The sequence below is a fragment of the Streptomyces roseifaciens genome, assembly GCF_001445655.1.
GTDB classification, from domain to species: domain Bacteria; phylum Actinomycetota; class Actinomycetes; order Streptomycetales; family Streptomycetaceae; genus Streptomyces; species Streptomyces aureoversilis.
In genome coordinates this window covers 1,734,053-1,748,836 of the sequence record NZ_LNBE01000004.1, presented here as the reverse complement: position 1 = coordinate 1,748,836, position 14,784 = coordinate 1,734,053, and the positions used below count along the sequence as shown (strand labels likewise).

At 69.1% G+C, this 14,784-nt stretch carries 15 protein-coding genes; 9 read left to right on the top strand and 6 right to left on the bottom strand.

Going from position 1 to position 14,784, the window contains the following annotated elements; translation table 11 throughout:
- The first annotated feature begins 54 nt into the window (after nucleotides 1-54).
- From AS857_RS25000 to AS857_RS24990, 3 genes are all read left to right on the top strand, one after another.
- Nucleotides 55-1,236, top strand: coding sequence for a serine hydrolase domain-containing protein (locus AS857_RS25000; RefSeq protein WP_058045489.1), 1,182 nt, complete (start codon nucleotides 55-57; stop codon nucleotides 1,234-1,236).
- 42 nt (nucleotides 1,237-1,278) lie between these two features.
- A complete protein-coding gene (locus AS857_RS24995) occupies nucleotides 1,279-1,992 on the top strand; it encodes a creatininase family protein (RefSeq protein WP_058045488.1) in 714 nt (237 codons plus the stop codon).
- Nucleotides 1,993-2,455: 463 nt separating this feature from the next.
- On the top strand, nucleotides 2,456-2,689 hold the full coding sequence (locus AS857_RS24990) for a hypothetical protein (protein ID WP_058045487.1): 234 nt from the start codon (nucleotides 2,456-2,458) through the stop codon (nucleotides 2,687-2,689).
- A 124-nt stretch (nucleotides 2,690-2,813) separates the two neighbouring features.
- On the opposite strand, the gene AS857_RS24985 is transcribed toward AS857_RS24990, so the two are convergent.
- Genes AS857_RS24985 through AS857_RS24975 form a run of 3 tightly spaced genes read right to left on the bottom strand, consistent with a single transcriptional unit; the run spans nucleotide 2,814 to nucleotide 4,836 of the window.
- Nucleotides 2,814-4,193 (bottom strand): ThiF family adenylyltransferase, encoded by a 1,380-nt coding sequence (locus tag AS857_RS24985; protein ID WP_063804355.1) that lies wholly within the window; start codon nucleotides 4,191-4,193, stop codon nucleotides 2,814-2,816.
- Nucleotides 4,175-4,561, bottom strand: coding sequence for a hypothetical protein (locus AS857_RS24980; RefSeq protein ID WP_058045485.1), 387 nt, complete (start codon nucleotides 4,559-4,561; stop codon nucleotides 4,175-4,177). The genes AS857_RS24985 and AS857_RS24980 overlap by 19 nt, the downstream gene beginning before the upstream one ends.
- Nucleotides 4,558-4,836: a multiubiquitin domain-containing protein gene (locus AS857_RS24975; protein ID WP_058045484.1), complete on the bottom strand. Its 279-nt coding sequence runs from the start codon at nucleotides 4,834-4,836 to the stop codon at nucleotides 4,558-4,560. Before AS857_RS24975 ends, AS857_RS24980 begins: the two co-directional genes overlap by 4 nt.
- 178 nt (nucleotides 4,837-5,014) lie before the next feature.
- On the opposite strand from AS857_RS24975, the gene AS857_RS24970 reads away from it, so the two are divergent.
- The 5 genes from AS857_RS24970 (at nucleotide 5,015) to AS857_RS24950 (ending at nucleotide 8,724) form a co-directional block, all read left to right on the top strand.
- Nucleotides 5,015-5,401: a helix-turn-helix domain-containing protein gene (locus AS857_RS24970; RefSeq protein WP_058045483.1), complete on the top strand. Its 387-nt coding sequence runs from the start codon at nucleotides 5,015-5,017 to the stop codon at nucleotides 5,399-5,401.
- 2 nt (nucleotides 5,402-5,403) lie between these two features.
- On the top strand, nucleotides 5,404-5,985 hold the full coding sequence (locus tag AS857_RS24965) for an ImmA/IrrE family metallo-endopeptidase (protein WP_058045482.1): 582 nt from the start codon (nucleotides 5,404-5,406) through the stop codon (nucleotides 5,983-5,985).
- Between the two features lie 177 nt (nucleotides 5,986-6,162).
- Nucleotides 6,163-6,510 carry a hypothetical protein gene (locus AS857_RS24960; RefSeq protein ID WP_058045481.1) on the top strand — a complete coding sequence of 116 codons (348 nt, stop codon included), beginning with the start codon at nucleotides 6,163-6,165 and terminating at the stop codon, nucleotides 6,508-6,510.
- 1,267 nt (nucleotides 6,511-7,777) lie between these two features.
- A complete protein-coding gene (locus AS857_RS24955) occupies nucleotides 7,778-8,152 on the top strand; it encodes a hypothetical protein (protein WP_058045480.1) in 375 nt (124 codons plus the stop codon).
- Between the two features lie 287 nt (nucleotides 8,153-8,439).
- On the top strand, nucleotides 8,440-8,724 hold the full coding sequence (locus tag AS857_RS24950; protein WP_058045479.1) for a hypothetical protein: 285 nt from the start codon (nucleotides 8,440-8,442) through the stop codon (nucleotides 8,722-8,724).
- A 677-nt stretch (nucleotides 8,725-9,401) separates the two neighbouring features.
- Here AS857_RS24950 and AS857_RS40480 read toward each other — a convergent pair.
- From AS857_RS40480 to AS857_RS24940, 3 genes are all read right to left on the bottom strand, one after another.
- A complete protein-coding gene (locus AS857_RS40480; RefSeq protein WP_173864801.1) occupies nucleotides 9,402-9,563 on the bottom strand; it encodes a hypothetical protein in 162 nt (53 codons plus the stop codon).
- Nucleotides 9,564-10,603: 1,040 nt separating this feature from the next.
- Complete coding sequence (locus AS857_RS24945) at nucleotides 10,604-11,920, bottom strand: MFS transporter (RefSeq protein WP_058045478.1); 1,317 nt, start codon at nucleotides 11,918-11,920, stop codon at nucleotides 10,604-10,606.
- The gene (locus AS857_RS24940; protein WP_058045477.1) at nucleotides 11,917-13,155 is read right to left on the bottom strand and encodes an aminotransferase class V-fold PLP-dependent enzyme; all 1,239 of its coding nucleotides are present in this window, start codon (nucleotides 13,153-13,155) and stop codon (nucleotides 11,917-11,919) included. The genes AS857_RS24945 and AS857_RS24940 overlap by 4 nt, the downstream gene beginning before the upstream one ends.
- Here AS857_RS24940 and AS857_RS24935 point away from each other — a divergent pair.
- Nucleotides 13,154-14,575, top strand: a complete 1,422-nt coding sequence (locus AS857_RS24935) for an aminotransferase-like domain-containing protein (RefSeq protein ID WP_058045476.1) — start codon at nucleotides 13,154-13,156, stop codon at nucleotides 14,573-14,575. The two genes, AS857_RS24940 and AS857_RS24935, sit on opposite strands and share 2 nt — an antisense overlap.
- Nucleotides 14,576-14,784: the final 209 nt, after the last annotated feature.

Genomic DNA, 14,784 nt, shown 5'->3' with positions numbered 1-14,784 from the left:
GCACAGCTCACTTGCCCTGCCAGAGCGGGCAGCCAAGATGCCAGGATGAGCGGCATGACGACGATCGACGGTGAGGTAGCGCCCGGGTTCGAGCCGGTCCGCGAGGCGTTCATGGAGAACTTCACCCAGCACGGGGACATCGGCGCGGCCGTGTGCGTCTACTGGCACGGCCGGCCGGTGGTCGACCTGTGGGGTGGCGTCGCAGACCCCAAGACCGGCCGTCCGTGGACACGGGACACCCTGCAACTGGTCTACTCGGCGACCAAGGGAGCCACCGCGACCGCGGCGCACATGCTGGTCGAGCGCGGACTGCTGGACCTTGACGCGCCGGTGGCGAAGTACTGGCCGGAGTTCGCGGCGAACGGCAAGGCGGACATCCCCGTCCGCTGGCTCCTGTCCCACCAGGCCGGCCTGGTCGCCCTGGACCAACCGCTGCCGCTGGCAGAGGCACTGTCCTGGGAGCCCATGGCAGTAGCGCTGGCGGCGCAGCGTCCCCAGTGGACTCCGGGCACCGCACACGGGTACCACGGCCGAACCTGGGGCTGGCTGGTCGGCGAAGTGATCCGCCGGGCCTCCGGCCGCTCACCAGGCCGCTTCTTCGCCGACGAGATCGCGCGCCCGCTCGGACTGGACTTCTTCATCGGCCTGCCGGCGAGCGAGCGCGACCGGGTCAGCCGCATGGTGTACCGGCGACCGGCGGTAGACCTTACGACGGTGCCGGCCGAGTCGGTCCCCGAGGAGCTCCGCGAACAGGTCGCCGCTTGGCGGGACCCGAACTCCTTCAGCAACCGGGCGTTCGCGGTCACCGACCCGGCCGCGATCGACTTCGACTCCCCCGAGGTGCAGGCCGCGGAACTCCCGTCCTCCAACGGCATCGGCACCGCACGGGCACTCGCCCGCATGTACGCCGCGCTGATCGACAAGGTCGACGGCGTGCGCCTGCTCGCCCAGGAGAGCCTCTCCTTGGCGATCCAGGAGCAGGCCAACGGAAGGGACCAGGTCATGATGATCCCGAGCCGATTCAGCACCGGATTCATGCTGCCCACGGAGGGCAACCTCATGACCGGCCCGAATGCCTTCGGTCACACCGGGCGCGGCGGCTCACTCGGCTTCGCCGACCCCGCACACGGCATCGCCTTCGGCTACGTCATGAACCACATCATCAGCGGCTCGGACGATGCGCGCGCGGCTTTGCTGACCGAAGCAGTCCGGAAGTCGCTGACCAGATCAGGGTGATCATGAGGAGCGCCGCCCTGTAACCCGATGAGAGGGAGTGTCGTGAGTTTGCTGCCGACCGCCACGAGCACCGACGTCCAGGAACAGCAAGCCCGTGTCGCGGTCCTACCCGTCGGGTCTTTCGAGCAGCACGGCCGCCATCTCCCGCTGATCACCGACACGGCCATCGCGTGCATCATCAGCCAGGAGATAGTCGATGCCTACCGCGTTCACCTGCTGCCGCCGATCACGATGTCGTGCAGCCACGAGCACGCCGCATTCCCCGGCACCGTCAGCATCAGCGCCAAAACCCTCTACGCCGTGATCGACGACATCCGAGCGTCCCTCGCCCGCTCCGGCATCCACAAGCTGGTGATCGTCAACGGCCACGGCGGAAACTACGTCCTGTCCAACGTCGTCCAGGAAGCCAACGTCGACGGGCCCGCCGTCTCCCTGTTCCCCCTCGGAGTTGACTGGGACCGAGCCCGCGACCACGGCGACCTCGTCTCCGACCGCCACGCCGACATGCACGGCGGCGAGATCGAGACGTCCATCCTTCTCCACGCGGCGCCCGAACTGGTGCGGGACGGGTTCGCCGATGCCGACCATGACGGCGGCAGCCGTCCCTTCCTGCTGGTTCAGGGCACAAGCGCGTACACCGAGACCGGTGTGATCGGCTTCCCATCGCACGCGACAGCAGACAAGGGCAAGGCCGTACTCGCCAGCCTGGCCGACAGCTTCGCGGGTCACCTGGAGATCCTCGGCCTCAGTGACTGAAGCCAGCCATCACCTGTAACCGAAGGGTCCCGCTTTGACTTCTGCGCCACAGAGCTTCCCAGTCGGCTCGATCGTCCTGTACCTGGGGAACCGCGCCAATGTCACTGGTCACGCGGCCGACGGCAACGTCGAGATACAAATGCTCAGCACCGGAAGCGAGCTATCCATCCCTCCGGACAGACTGACCTCCCTGACGCCACCTGCTGCTGCGCGGCCACCACTCTCGCGGGCTGGCCTGTTCGCCGGTGCCGGACTCATAGCCGTCATCGCCTTGGCATTCCTTATTGACTCCGGTGGCAACGACCCGGACGAGGCCGCTTCGGCGACGCCGCACGTGTCGGCGGTACCTCCAGCACCGAGGAGCCCCTCAGCGGTTTCGCCAACGACTGCGGCGACACCACAGGCCGGTGGCACACCCACCCCACGTGTGTCCCCCAGCTACGGTGCCGGAGTGCCCGCATGGGTGAAGCGCGTCCAGGACGTCGAGGCGGCCTACATCCTGCCCGGCAACCCTGATGAAGAAGACCCAGCCGACCGCAGGGACTCAGTAGTGATCAAGTACACCAGCGGCGACGCCGGCCAACGCTGCACGGCGATGCGGGCACTGGCCGGGACCGAGCACGGTGTCATCGCCTACACCCCGACCGGGATGGCAGTGGACTCGAACGACTGCCTCAGCGTAGACCTCAGTCCCTGATCGGCCGCGGTTCCCTAGGCTCAGTTCTGGTCTCATTCGCGTCCGTGCGGGCCCGTCCGTGCGGGGCCGCACCGAACGCTGCGCCGCAGGTCAGGACGCCCCTGACCCCCGTACGAACATTTGGTTAGAGGGTGGCCGTCTGCACGACGCTCCCGCTGTCACCACGGCCGAGGCGGCCAGCCGGAGTGCACCACCGACAGTTCGCGTCCTGGCGGGGGTCTTGCAGATCGCGCTGGCGAGTACGGGGGCGATGAATGACGGCGGCATGATCGTGGTCGTCATCATGCAGGCCGGTGGCGGCCAGGACGAAGTGGTTGAGTGCCTCGGCAGCTGCGAGGGTGTTGAGTGTGATGACGCTGGGCGCCGGGACACCCGGGACGTAGCGGGCGGCGTCCCGTTCGGCTTTGGGGTGCATGTCGATCGCGAGCTGAGTGGAGTCGATGAGCCGATTGCACCACAGGCAACCGTCGCCGGGGAGCATGATGCGGGTGGCGGTGTGGATCTGGCCGACGTAGCCGGCGGAATCGACGGGGATCTTGACGCCTACTTGGACGGCTGGGATGAGGAACTGCTGGACGGTGGCGTTGACCCAGTGGCGGGCGGATGCGCTGTCGGCGGCGAGGAAGATCCAGTCGCAGAGCGCCAGCTCCTTGAGGGCCTCAGGGTGCTCCACGCGTGTGGCCTTGGGAATCAGACGAATGCGGGGATTGGCGCGCTGCGCGTTCCGGGCCGCGAGGTCGGTCTTGAGCAGGCCGATGTCGTCCTTTCCTGCAGCTACGAGGCGAGGCAGGTTGGTGGCCTCGATGGTGTCGTCGTCGATGAGGACGAGCGTGCCGACCCCCAGGCGGGCAAGTTCTTCGACGAGGATGCTGCCGACACCGCCCAGGCCGACGACCGCAACTCGGAGCCGGTTCAGCGTCTCCTGCCCGACGTCGCCCAGGAGCCGGGCCTGCCGATCGTGGTCCGGCCCGGCGGGTGTTGCAGTGGCCGGACAGGGGCGGAGGCGCAGCAGATTGCCTCCCGGGATCACGGTCTCGGCCAAGGGTGTGCGGCTGCCGTCGGCAAGCCAGAGGTCCCCCGCAGCGGCGTGTGGGGTAAGGACGAGCCCACCGACCGTCTGTCCGGTGATCTGCCGCAGGGCCGGATACCCACGCTCATGGCTCGCGGTGTCGACGGAGGAGAAGCGAACCCGATCCAGCCCCCCATGGGCATGGACCGCAAGGTAGGCCGCAGATTCGTCACGGGCACGGACTGCCGCATCCCGGACAAACGATGGGGCGAGAGCGCGGTGGCCGTACTCGCCGGGGATGTAGTCGGTGTCATTGGTGGCCGTGATCAGGTCATAGGCCAGCAGCCGCGGGCCCCGCGCCCCTTCGGCATGGCCGGCCAGCAGCACGGCCCCACCGCCGGACGGGAACAGATGCGCGGACAGCTCCGTCCAGAGGCGGTGGGGGATGGTCAGACTCCATCCCTCGGCGGGCGGGTTCACTGGTCGGCGAGCCACCGGCGGATCCTTTCGGCCTTGAGTGCCGCGCTGTCGACGATCGCGTCTCGACGGTTGGAACGGCGGGAGATCTGCAGTGCGGGCTGGCCGCGCCAGCCCGTCGACTGGACTGCCGGTCCATGGGACTGCCCGTCCGTACGGGAAAGCGGCCCGACGTAGTGGGGGTAGACGTCGGCGTCCGGGTAGGCGGCGCTGATCTGGAACCCGAGCCAGGTGACAGCCGGAGCGTAGGAGGGGCCGACCGACACGTCTTCGACGGTGACGAACACACCACCAGTGCCGTCCGGAACCACCTCGACCGGGTGACCGGTGAACTGGGCCCGGACGGCCTCGACGGCTTCGGTGATTGCCGAAGCGAGGGTGTTCACGAGTTGTCGTCCGGGGGCACAGCCAGGAACTCCTGGTTCGGGTGGACCCGGATCTGCTCGTCGTCGTCGACGACCTCGTAGCGCCCGTTCCCCCGCTTGACCGACAGCTGGAAGCCGGTGTCGATCGGTACGCCCTGGGCGATCGCTGCCTGCTTGATCTCCAGGCCAGTGAGCTCACGGCTGGGCAGGATCACGGGCTGGTTGTTCACGGTGACCGTGACCTGGACGGGGCGGCGCTCGTTCTGGCCGGCCGTCGGCTCGATGGCGGTGTCCATCGCGTTCCTCGTTTCTGGTGTACCGGTGCCGCCTGGTCAGAGGCGGGCACGCCTGCGTTTCGAGATCTTCGCATCGTTTGAGATGTCGAACACTCGCGATCACGCTAGCACGGGGTGTTTGAGATGTCGAACACTGATAGAAAGGAGGCAACACCCCCACACCAAGAGGAGGAGGGCGATGGCCAGGAACCGCGTGAACGTGGCCGCTCTGTACGCGGCCCTCGATGCCGCGCGGACCACGAGAGGACTCTCGTGGCGACAGTTGGCAGGAGAGGTGGGCGTCAGCCCTTCAACCATGACCCGGCTAGCCAATGGCCACCGACCGGACGTGGACGCCTTCGCCGCCCTCGTGCAGTGGCTCTCCCTGCCGGCCGAGAACTTCATGATCGATTCGGGCGGCGACGCCGAGGGCAAGCCCACCGCCGAGCCGGAGCTGCTGGTGCAACTCGCCCCGCTCCTGCGCGCCCGCAGCGACCTGGGTGAAGAAGACGTGCGGTACCTGGAAGAAGTGATCGGAGCGGCAATGCGTCGGTTCGCCTCCGACCGCGACTCCCCTGTGGGGTGAGCATGGGATCTCGGTGGACCAAAAAGGCGCTCGAAGAACTGGCGCTCGAGGAGCGTCGACGGATCGAAGTCGACCTCCACGACCCCCTAGACCTCACGCGCCTGACCGATGAGTGGGGTGTCCGCGTGTACGGCCTGAGCGACCTCGCCGCTCACGGTTGCTCACCGGCGGCGCTGGAGTACTTCAGTTCCGCCGGTGCAGGAAAGTGGTCCGCTGCCCTGGTCCCGGCAGGGACAGGCTGCTTCATCCTCGTGAACTCGTCGCATACACCGCAGCGGCTCCGATCGAACATCGCGCACGAAATGGGGCACCTCCTTCTTGAGCACGAGTTCACTGGCGTTCTGGTCAGCGATGGCGGGTGCCGCAGCCTGGACCCGGCGATGAAGGTGAAGGAGCAGGAGGCACACGACCTCTCCGCGGAACTCCTGATCCCCAAGTCCGCCGCGATCAAGGCCGCGTTCGACAACCTTGCCGATGACGAGGTCGCTCAGCGCTTCGATGTGAGCATCGAGTTCGCACGAATGCGCATGAACGCCTCGGGCGCCAGGAAGATCGCAACACGGTCCAGAGCCAAACGCCGGTAGGTTGGGCCACACCACAGCAGGATGACCCAATGACCAGCCGCCCGTTATGCACGGGCAACGGCAGCCATCCGAAGCACCGGCCCACGTATTCATCGTGGATCGGCAGGGCGGGGTGAAGACACTGCGGTGGACAACCGTGTGGAGCATGACGTGTAGCCCGCAGGAGGGAAGACAGCGATGGACATCTTTGACAAGTTGTCGAACGGCAGCAGTGGTGGGTCCGCTGAGACCTGTCCGTGGTGCAGCACATCGTTGATCGGCGCGGATAAGGGCGGATGGGCTGAGGGCCGCTTCGAATGTCCGAACTGCGAGGGCGGCGTGTTCTTCATGGAAGACGGCCAGCTCGTGGATTCCATGCAGCGGAGCAAAAGCAGTGGAGGCGGCACTTGCGAGATGTGCCAGTCGTCGTTGTCTGGTGGCGTGAGCTACCTGCCATATGAGGATGGAAGCAACTCGCTTGCCTACATCAAGTGTCCGTCGTGCGGGCATGAGAACGTCCGCGCCGGGTTCGGCGAGGACGACTAAGAGCCTGGTGCAACAGGCTCGAACGCCAGAGACGAGAGCGACCGAGCAGTGTGGGGCGTGGACTTCCCGACGCGAGGTTCTGGACCGCACCGCGGCCTGGGAATCATGGACACCCGTTTCAGGTGGAAAGCCCCAGGCGTTCGAAGGGTCGATGCCGGAGCCGCCGAACGCGGCACAGGCTGCCGAGTCACACCGCGCCTTGGTCTCAGTTTTGGTCTCGTTCACCCCCGTCCAGAGGGGTCCGGCGCTCGCCCCGGACTTCCCTACGCCGCAGGTCAGGACGCCCCCGACCCCCGCTGGACCGCCGTACGAACATTTGGAAAGCGTGTTGGGGGCAACCCCTCACGAGTTCGAATCTCGTATCCTCCGCCAGTGCCTCACCGGGCACGTTGTCGAAGGGCCCCACCGTTCGCGGTGGGGCCCTTCGACGTGCGTGTCTCAGTTTTGGTCTCAGTCGGCCGGAAGCCCCCTCACCCGGCCGCGGGCGAACGGATTGGCACGCTACGCCTCCCAGCCGGCCGTGTGGCCCTCGTCACCGGCCAGGGCGCGGAAGATCTTGGCGAAATCGACAGGCTTGTCGGTGGACAGGTTGATCACGCGGTTCGAGACGGCCGAGGGGCCCGGCGCCGATCCCGTCTCGCCACTGACCGTGACCGTACAGACCTGCTCCGGGTGCGGCGCGGACGAGACCGTACGCGACGCGGAAGGCCGGCCGCCGGTGCCCTTCGGGAGCCGGCCTATCTCCCGATAGCCCCACCTGGGCCTGTGGCACCTCACATGAGTCTCCGGACACCGGCCTGTCCGGCGGCTCGCCCGTTTCCGCCAGGGCGTCGGGCTGCCCCCGGCGCGCGTTGCGCGCAGCACCCGCAGTTGCTTGACCGCGGCGCGGTGAGCCCGCGACGAGGGGCTACGCAAGGGGCTTTCGCGGTGAGACGCCGGAGCGTGGAGGTATCCCGGGTGGCGGGAGCGGTGTGGGGGCGCTCGCTCGTTCGCGTGGTCGTGGCGTTCTTGGGATCGGCCGACGAGATGGCTGGGCAGACCGTGGTGCGTGGCCCCGTGCGGGTCCGATGCCGCAGAACAACTTCCCTTGCCCGTCACGGCCGGAAGACTCCCGCCAGCGCTGCCGTGATGGCAGTGACCGGGCGCCGTCCGGCTGGTCCGCATCCCGTGCCACGCGCCCCGCGGGGCGTTCGAGAGGGGCCGGTCCGTCTCTCCGGCTTCTCGCCAGTTCATGCCCGAGCAACCCTCCGGAAGGAATCCCGCCATCGTGAAGTTCCGTCGTGCCGCGTCCACTGCCGTGGCCGCTCTCGCTCTGGTCCTCATGCTGCCTGGTTCATCGGACGCCGCCACCGGCACCTTCAGCTACAAGGCTTGGGACAAGACGAGCGAGACCTTTAAGAGGTTCGCTCTGACCGACCCGGCGAACGAAGACACCAAGCCCTGCCACGACATCCCGGAGTCCGACGACCCGGACACGGAAGATACCTCCAACGCGCCGCACAACCAGACCGACATGTATGCCCACCTCTGGTTCGAAACCGGCTGCAAAGGCGACCACATGATCCTGAAGGCGAACGGGGAGCTAGAGGACGACGTGCCCGAGAACCAGTTCCGTTCGGTGTACTTCAGCGAAACCATCTGACCCGCCAGTCGGCCCCAGCGGCTGCGGCATGGCGCCCAGGGGCACCCCCAAGCGTGCAGGTGGGTCGAGGTTCCCTGGCCCGCCGTGCGGCATTCCCTGGAACCGGCCGGCAGGCAGGGGGCGCGGGGCGACAGGCCTCGCGCGGGGTGCGCACCGCCGCGCGCTGCCAGTGACACCGCAAGCGACGTAACCGATCGTCGCATTGTGTGGTTACCGAACCGAGTGGCTGGAAGCTCATATTCCGGTCCGATGTTTCGCCCGTGCTCGCCGACTCGTGAGGAAACGTTATGACCTCGACCTTCCGGGCCCGCCTCTCCGCCGCGGCAGGTGCCGCGGCCCTGATCGCGGGCGGGGCGGTCATCGCCGCACCGGCCGCCCACGCCGACGGCCCCGCCTGCGCGGGGTACCTGGCCGCCAGCCCCTCCCCCAACCGCACCAACGACCTCAACAGCATCGGCTGCTTGCTGGGCAGCTCGAACCTGCCGCTGGCGGAGCAGCTGTGCAACACCGTGCAGGGCCCGGTCGCCCAGGTCCGGCCGGACCGCGCTGCCGGCGCCTGCCGGCTCGCCTGACCACCCGCCCTCAGCCGGCACGCAGGCCCGCGCCCCCTCACGGGGCGCGGGCCTGTCATGCGCGACCGCGCCTGCGCGGTGGCCCCCGAACGTGGCGATCGGGCGCTCGGTGAGGCGGTAAATCCCCCTGAACACGGTCTCCGTGCTGTAGCGGGGGCGTTGATCAGCAAGCGGGCGACTTCGCGGGGGCTGAGGCCGGCGGCGTGCTCGCGGAGGTCGGCCATGTCCCACGATCCGTACAGGCTCGCGGTGTCGTGGGCCAGGTACAGCGGTGCGATTCCATCCGGCCCGGTCGTCACGCGGCATGGGTACCCGGGCGCGGCCTCGACGAGGAAGTAGTCCGTGGGCCACTGCTCGGCGAAGCCACGGCCGACCTCCAGGTCGGCGGGGCTGACGCTGCGGGGGCCCGGGTGAGCGGCAGGGCGGCCGCTCACCCGTTCCCGTACGACGAGCAGGGTCCGGGTGCCGTCCGTGACGGCGGTCCGCTCGATCATGGGGTGGTCGAACGGGGTGATCCCACTGGTGCCATCGCTGGTGACGTACCGGCGACCGTCCCACTTCCACGAAGTGCTCGCGTACGGGGTGAGGCGCAACGTGATCAAGGTGTTCCCTTCCCTTGCGGTCAGGCCCGGGGCCCGGCATGTGCACCGAGCCCCCGGGCGCGGGGCGTGATCAGATCAAGTGGCCGTCGTGTCGTACGTCTTGGCTCCGTCCGAGGAGCCGGCGGCCTTCTTGTACTGGTGGCACTCGCCCGGCGTCCGAACCCGGCGATAGGCCTTCGTCGTGAGCAGCTTCTCGAAGCTGGTGGTGCGCCGGGCCGGTGGTACGAGGTCGTCCACTGTTGCCTCCACAGCGCTGCACCGGCACGGAGACCGTCCCTGTGCCGTCGTGCACTTGCCGACCCGACCCGGAAGGAAGGTGCATCAGCCCGGGGCCGGGACGGGAGTCCAGTCGACTGCGTCCGGGCGGCGGAGATGCCGGGGGCCGCCTCGTCCTTACGCTTCGTGCCGCCGAGGGTGAGCGTGCCAGTGGTGGCGTTCGTACGCCTGGTCGGCGGGTCAGACCGGCGCTCGGCGATGTCCAGCGCTGCGCCTCCGAGTGCCCGGTAGTCGGCGGAGATCCGAGCACCGCATCGGCAGGCAGTCACCCCGCCCTCGCTCGTACACAGCTCGGGCGGGTGCACACAGCGCACAGGGCCACCGGAGCCGCTCAGCCGGGGTCCGCTGGTCACGGCCCCGTCCAGTCGAATGGTCCGGTGCCCGGCCTTGACCGCCTCCTGCTGTCGCCCACCGCGATCCCGGCTCCGCAGCAATCGGTCCGTCCGCCACAGCCACCACGCCAACGCAGCCACACAACCCACCGCAGCAACTGCCACGAGGTACAGCCAGACAGACGACCAGAACACCACAAGCACGACCAGGAGCAGCCCCCCGCCCACTAAGCCGGCCTTGGCTATCGCCTCGCGCCTACGCCTCGCCGCAGAACGTCGACGCCTCCGCCGGTTGGCTATCTTGGCTCCCCCTCGCTGGACCTGGTCGGTAGTGTGATGAGCACTCGATTGCCGGTAAAGACCGCCACCTCGCCGGCGAGCCACCTCAGCTCCCTGACCTGCGAGGACAAGGACTCGAGTGGTCTCAGTTCTGGTCTCATTCGGCCCCGTCCAACCCGGTTCGCCAGCCTTCCCACGAGCCGCTCCACCCCAGGTCAGGACCGTCCCACACCCGCCCGACCACCCACACGAACATTTGGAAAGCGTGTTGGGGGCAACCCCTCACGAGTTCGAATCTCGTATCCTCCGCCAGTGCCTCACCGGGCACGACTCGAAGGGCCCCACCGCTTGCGGTGGGGCCCTTCGACGTTCTCCGGCTCAGTTTCCGTCTCAGTCTGCGGTCTGCCCGTTCGCTGCCGCCGTGACGGGTTCTTCCGGTGCCGAGGGCAGGTCGCGGAGTCGGCTCACGGGCGACAGGAGGAGGACGATCAGTACGGCGGCGGATCCGGTCGCCGCCACGGTCAGCGCGTCCTGGGCGCCGATCCCGCCCGACAGCAGACCCGCGGACAGGCCGCCGAGTGCGCCGCCGCCGAACAGCAGGGTGCGGAAGACCGCCGTCATCCGGCCCATCATCGACTGCGGGGTACTGGCCTGGCGCAGGCTGACGATGACGACGCCGGCGACGCCGAGCCCGAGGTAGGTGATGAAGAAGGAGAGGACGAACATCACCACCATCACCGGCCGGGGGCCGGTGGCCAGGACGATCAGCATCGGGCCGGCGAGAAGGGCCGACTGGGCGACCAGGTAGACGAGACCGAGCCGGAAGCGCCGGATGACCTTCCGGGAGATCGCCGCGCCGATCAGTCCGCCCACGGAGGCGGTGGCGAAGATGCCGCCGAGGGTCGTCGACTCCAGGTGCAGGTCGCGTGTTCCGTACAGCAGGAACATGGTCCATACGGTCACCATGGAGAAGTTGCAGCAGAATCCGATGAGCGCGAGGGACCGCAGGACCGGGTTCTTCAGGACCCAGCGCAGGCCGTCCCGGAGTTCGGTCGGCACGTGCCGTCGTGCGGCCAGGGGCTGAGGGTGGGGCTCGGGGGTGCGGATGAGCAGCAGCGAGACCAGGGACACCAGATAGGAGAACGCGTCCACGATCAGCGCCACGGGTGCGGTCAGGGCGCCGACCAGGACACCGGCGAGCCCGGGTCCCGCCACGTCCGCCGCCGATGAGCTCATCCCCATCTTGGCGCCGGCTTCGACATAGTGCTTGGGGTCGCGTACGAGAGTGGGCACGTACGACATCCAGCTCACGTCGAACATCACCGAGGCGACGCCGACGGCACAGGCGATCGCCAGGAGCGAGACCATGCTGAGCGCGTCCGTCCAGTACAGGACGGGCACGAGGGCCAGCAGGACCATCCGGACGAGGTTGGCGCCGAGCATGATCCGCCGACGCCGGGCCCGGTCCACCCACACCCCGAAGACCAGGGCGAGCCCGAGGTAGGGGACGAGCTGCAGGAACCGCAGGACACCGACCTGCTCGTCGGTGGCGTCGAAGGCGGTGATCGCGGTCAGCGGCAGGGCGAGGTTCGTGATCTGGGTGCCGAGGAGCGAGAGTGTCTCGCCGAGCCAGAACCTGAGGAAGTCGCCGTTGCGCCACAGACTTTCTGTGGACGGCTCCTCGGCGCGCGTCTCCGTAGCCGTCATCGCCGTCCCTGGCCGACGAGGTCCGCGACCGCGGCGGCGACGTGGTCCACCTCCTCCTCGGTGTTGTAGTAGTGCGGCGACAGGCGCAGACACCATTCGACGCCCTTGTCCGCGAAGTCGAACTGCGCGAACTCGCGGAAGCTGAGTGCCGAGTTGATGCCGCGGGCGTCCATGGCCGCCTTGAACGGCTGCGGCTGCCAGCCCTCCACGCCGAAGGTGACGAGTGCGGCAAGGCGTGGGCCGCGGTCGAGCACGCGCACTCCGGGTACGGGGACGAGCCGGTCGCGCAGCCGGGCCGCGAGCGCCGGCGTGCGCTGCTCGATCGCCTCGATGCCGACCTTGCGGGCATAGCGCGTCGCGGCGGCGCTGCCGAGCACCGTGGCGTACGGGAACTCCCACTCCTCGAACCGGGCCGCCGTCCCGACGGGCTCGTAGCCGCCCGGTCCGGTCCAGCGGGCACCGTGCATGTCGATGAACAGCGGTTCGTAGCCCGCGCGCAGGACGCGATCGGAGACGTACAGGAATCCGGAACCGCGCGGGCCGCGGAGGAATTTGCGGCAGGTGGCGGTGAGGAGGTCGCAGCCGATCTCTTCCACGTCGATGACGAACTGGCCCACCGACTGGCAGGCGTCGACCAGGTAGAGCAGGTCCAGCTCGCGGCAGTGGCGGCCGATCTCGGCAACCGGCGAGACCAGGCCCGAGTTGGTGGGGACATGGGTGGCGGACACCAGGCGCGGGCGGTGGGTCCGCATCAGCGCGGCCATCGCCTCCACATCGACCCCGCCCTCGGGTGCGTCGGGTGCGTGGACGATGCGTACGCCGAATCGCTTGCGCAGGGACAGGAAGGCGATCTGGTTGGAGACGAAGTCGTCGCGGGTGGTGAGGATGACGTCGCCGGCCTCGAAAGGGATCGACGACAGGGCGTTGGCGTAGGCGTGGGTGGCGCTGCCCGCGAAGGCGATGTTGTCGGGCGTGGTGTTGATGAGGGAGGCGATCTCCGTGTAGAACGCGCGGACTTCGGCGGCCTGGACGGCCGACGCCTCGTAACCACCGATCCGCGCCTCGAGGTGCAGATGGCCGACCATCGCGTCGAGTACCGGGGCTGCCAGCAGGCCACAGCCCGCGTTGTTGAAGTGGATGACCTGACGGCACCCCGGGGTGTCGGCCCGCAGGGCGGCGACGTCCAGCTGAAGTGCTTCCGGAGCAGATCCAGTAGCGCTATTCTCATCTCTCATGAATGACGGTAGCACTTCTGGTGAGTTGGCCGACAGTCTGCGGACGCTGCTCTCCCGGCTTTCCCCCGGCGACCGGCTGCCGAGCAGCCGGGAGCTGATCAAGGAGTACCGGGTCGGCCCTGCGACCGTGGCGCGGGCCATCGCCGCACTGGCCGCCGAAGGCGCGGTGGTGACCCGTCCGGGCAGTGGGACGTACGTGGCGCAGCGCACCCGGCTCGACGACGGAGCCACTGCCGGGAACACGGACTGGCAGACGGTCGCCCTCACCGACCGCGCCGTCGACACCCACTTGATCGCCGACCCGCTCGGACCGCCACCGGCCGGGACGATCACCATGGACGGCGGTTATGTGCACCGCTCACTCCAGCCCACCCGGGCCCTGAGCGCGGCGCTGGCGCGGGCGGCACGCCGTCCGGACGCCTGGGACCGGGCCCCGGCCGGCGGCCTGACGGCGCTGCGCACCGTGTTCGCCCGGATCGTGGGCGGCAGCGTGGCACCGGAGGACGTGCTGGTCACCGCCGGCGGGCAGAGCGCCCTGTCGATCGCGTTCCGGGCGATCGCCGGGCCCGGCAGCCCGGTCCTGGTGGAGTCACCCACCTATCCCCGGGCTCTGGCCGCGGCCCGCGCCGCAGGGCTGCGGCCGGTGCCGGTGCCGCTCGACGCCGACGGCGTCCAGCCCGACCTGCTGGCCGACGCGTTCGCGATGACCGGCGCACGACTGCTGTACTGCCAGCCGGCCTACCAGAATCCGACCGGCGCCGTGCTGGCGCCCGAACGGCGCAGCCAGATCCTCGACGTGGCGCGCGCTTCGGGCGCGTTCGTGATCGAGGACGACTTCGCGCGGCACCTGGGACACGGCGGCCCGGTGCCGCGGCCACTGGTGGCCGACGATCGCGACGGCACGGTCGTCTACGTGACCTCACTCACCAAGCCCGCGGCGCCGAGCCTGCGGATCGGGGCACTGGTGGCCCGCGGGCCGGTGATGGAGCGCATGCGGGCGGTGCGCCTGGTCGACGACTTCTTCGTCACCCGCCCGCTCCAGGAGTCCGCGCTGGAGGTGCTCAGCTCCCCGTCCTGGGACCGGCACGTCCGGTCACTCGGCACGGCGCTCCGGGAGCGGTGCGCCGTGCTGGCCGCCGCGATCACCCAGGGAGTCCCCGGCGCGTCCTTGGCCGCGCTGCCCACCGGCGGACTCCACCTGTGGGTTCGCCTGCCGCCCGGCGTGGACGACACCGTACTGACGAGCGCCGCCCGGCAACGAGGCGTGGCCGTGAGCGCCGGCAGCCGCTACTTCGCCACCGAGCCACCAGCGGCTCACCTGCGCATCGGGTTCGCCGCCACAGCCGACCGCTTGGAGCTGACCGAAGGTGCACGTCGGCTGGGAGCCGCGCTTGCGGATCTCGGCCCTGGGCCGGAGTGAGGCGCACGACAAGCAGCGGCAGTCCTGGTCTCATCCGCCGCCGTCCAGCAGCGTCCGCCGGGGCCAACGCCCGTCGGCGACGGCGGCTGCGGCGGCCCGGGCCCGGGCCCGGCGAGCGGGCTGCAGGCGGTGCTCGCCGGGACGGCACGGCGTGATCAACAGCGGGCTCCCGGCCGTCCGGGTCGGCATCCGGGTCGGCATCCGGGCTG

Coding starts and splice junctions, on each gene's coding strand:
- AS857_RS25000 (WP_058045489.1), top strand. CDS start 55: ATGACGACGATCGACGGTGAGGTAGCGCCCGGGTTCGAGCCGGTCCGC.
- AS857_RS24975 (WP_058045484.1), bottom strand. CDS start 4,836: ATGGACACCGCCATCGAGCCGACGGCCGGCCAGAACGAGCGCCGCCCC.
- AS857_RS24970 (WP_058045483.1), top strand. CDS start 5,015: ATGGCCAGGAACCGCGTGAACGTGGCCGCTCTGTACGCGGCCCTCGAT.
- AS857_RS24965 (WP_058045482.1), top strand. CDS start 5,404: ATGGGATCTCGGTGGACCAAAAAGGCGCTCGAAGAACTGGCGCTCGAG.
- AS857_RS24960 (WP_058045481.1), top strand. CDS start 6,163: ATGGACATCTTTGACAAGTTGTCGAACGGCAGCAGTGGTGGGTCCGCT.
- AS857_RS24950 (WP_058045479.1), top strand. CDS start 8,440: ATGACCTCGACCTTCCGGGCCCGCCTCTCCGCCGCGGCAGGTGCCGCG.
- AS857_RS24945 (WP_058045478.1), bottom strand. CDS start 11,920: ATGACGGCTACGGAGACGCGCGCCGAGGAGCCGTCCACAGAAAGTCTG.
- AS857_RS24935 (WP_058045476.1), top strand. CDS start 13,154: ATGAATGACGGTAGCACTTCTGGTGAGTTGGCCGACAGTCTGCGGACG.
- AS857_RS24940 (WP_058045477.1), bottom strand. CDS start 13,155: ATGAGAGATGAGAATAGCGCTACTGGATCTGCTCCGGAAGCACTTCAG.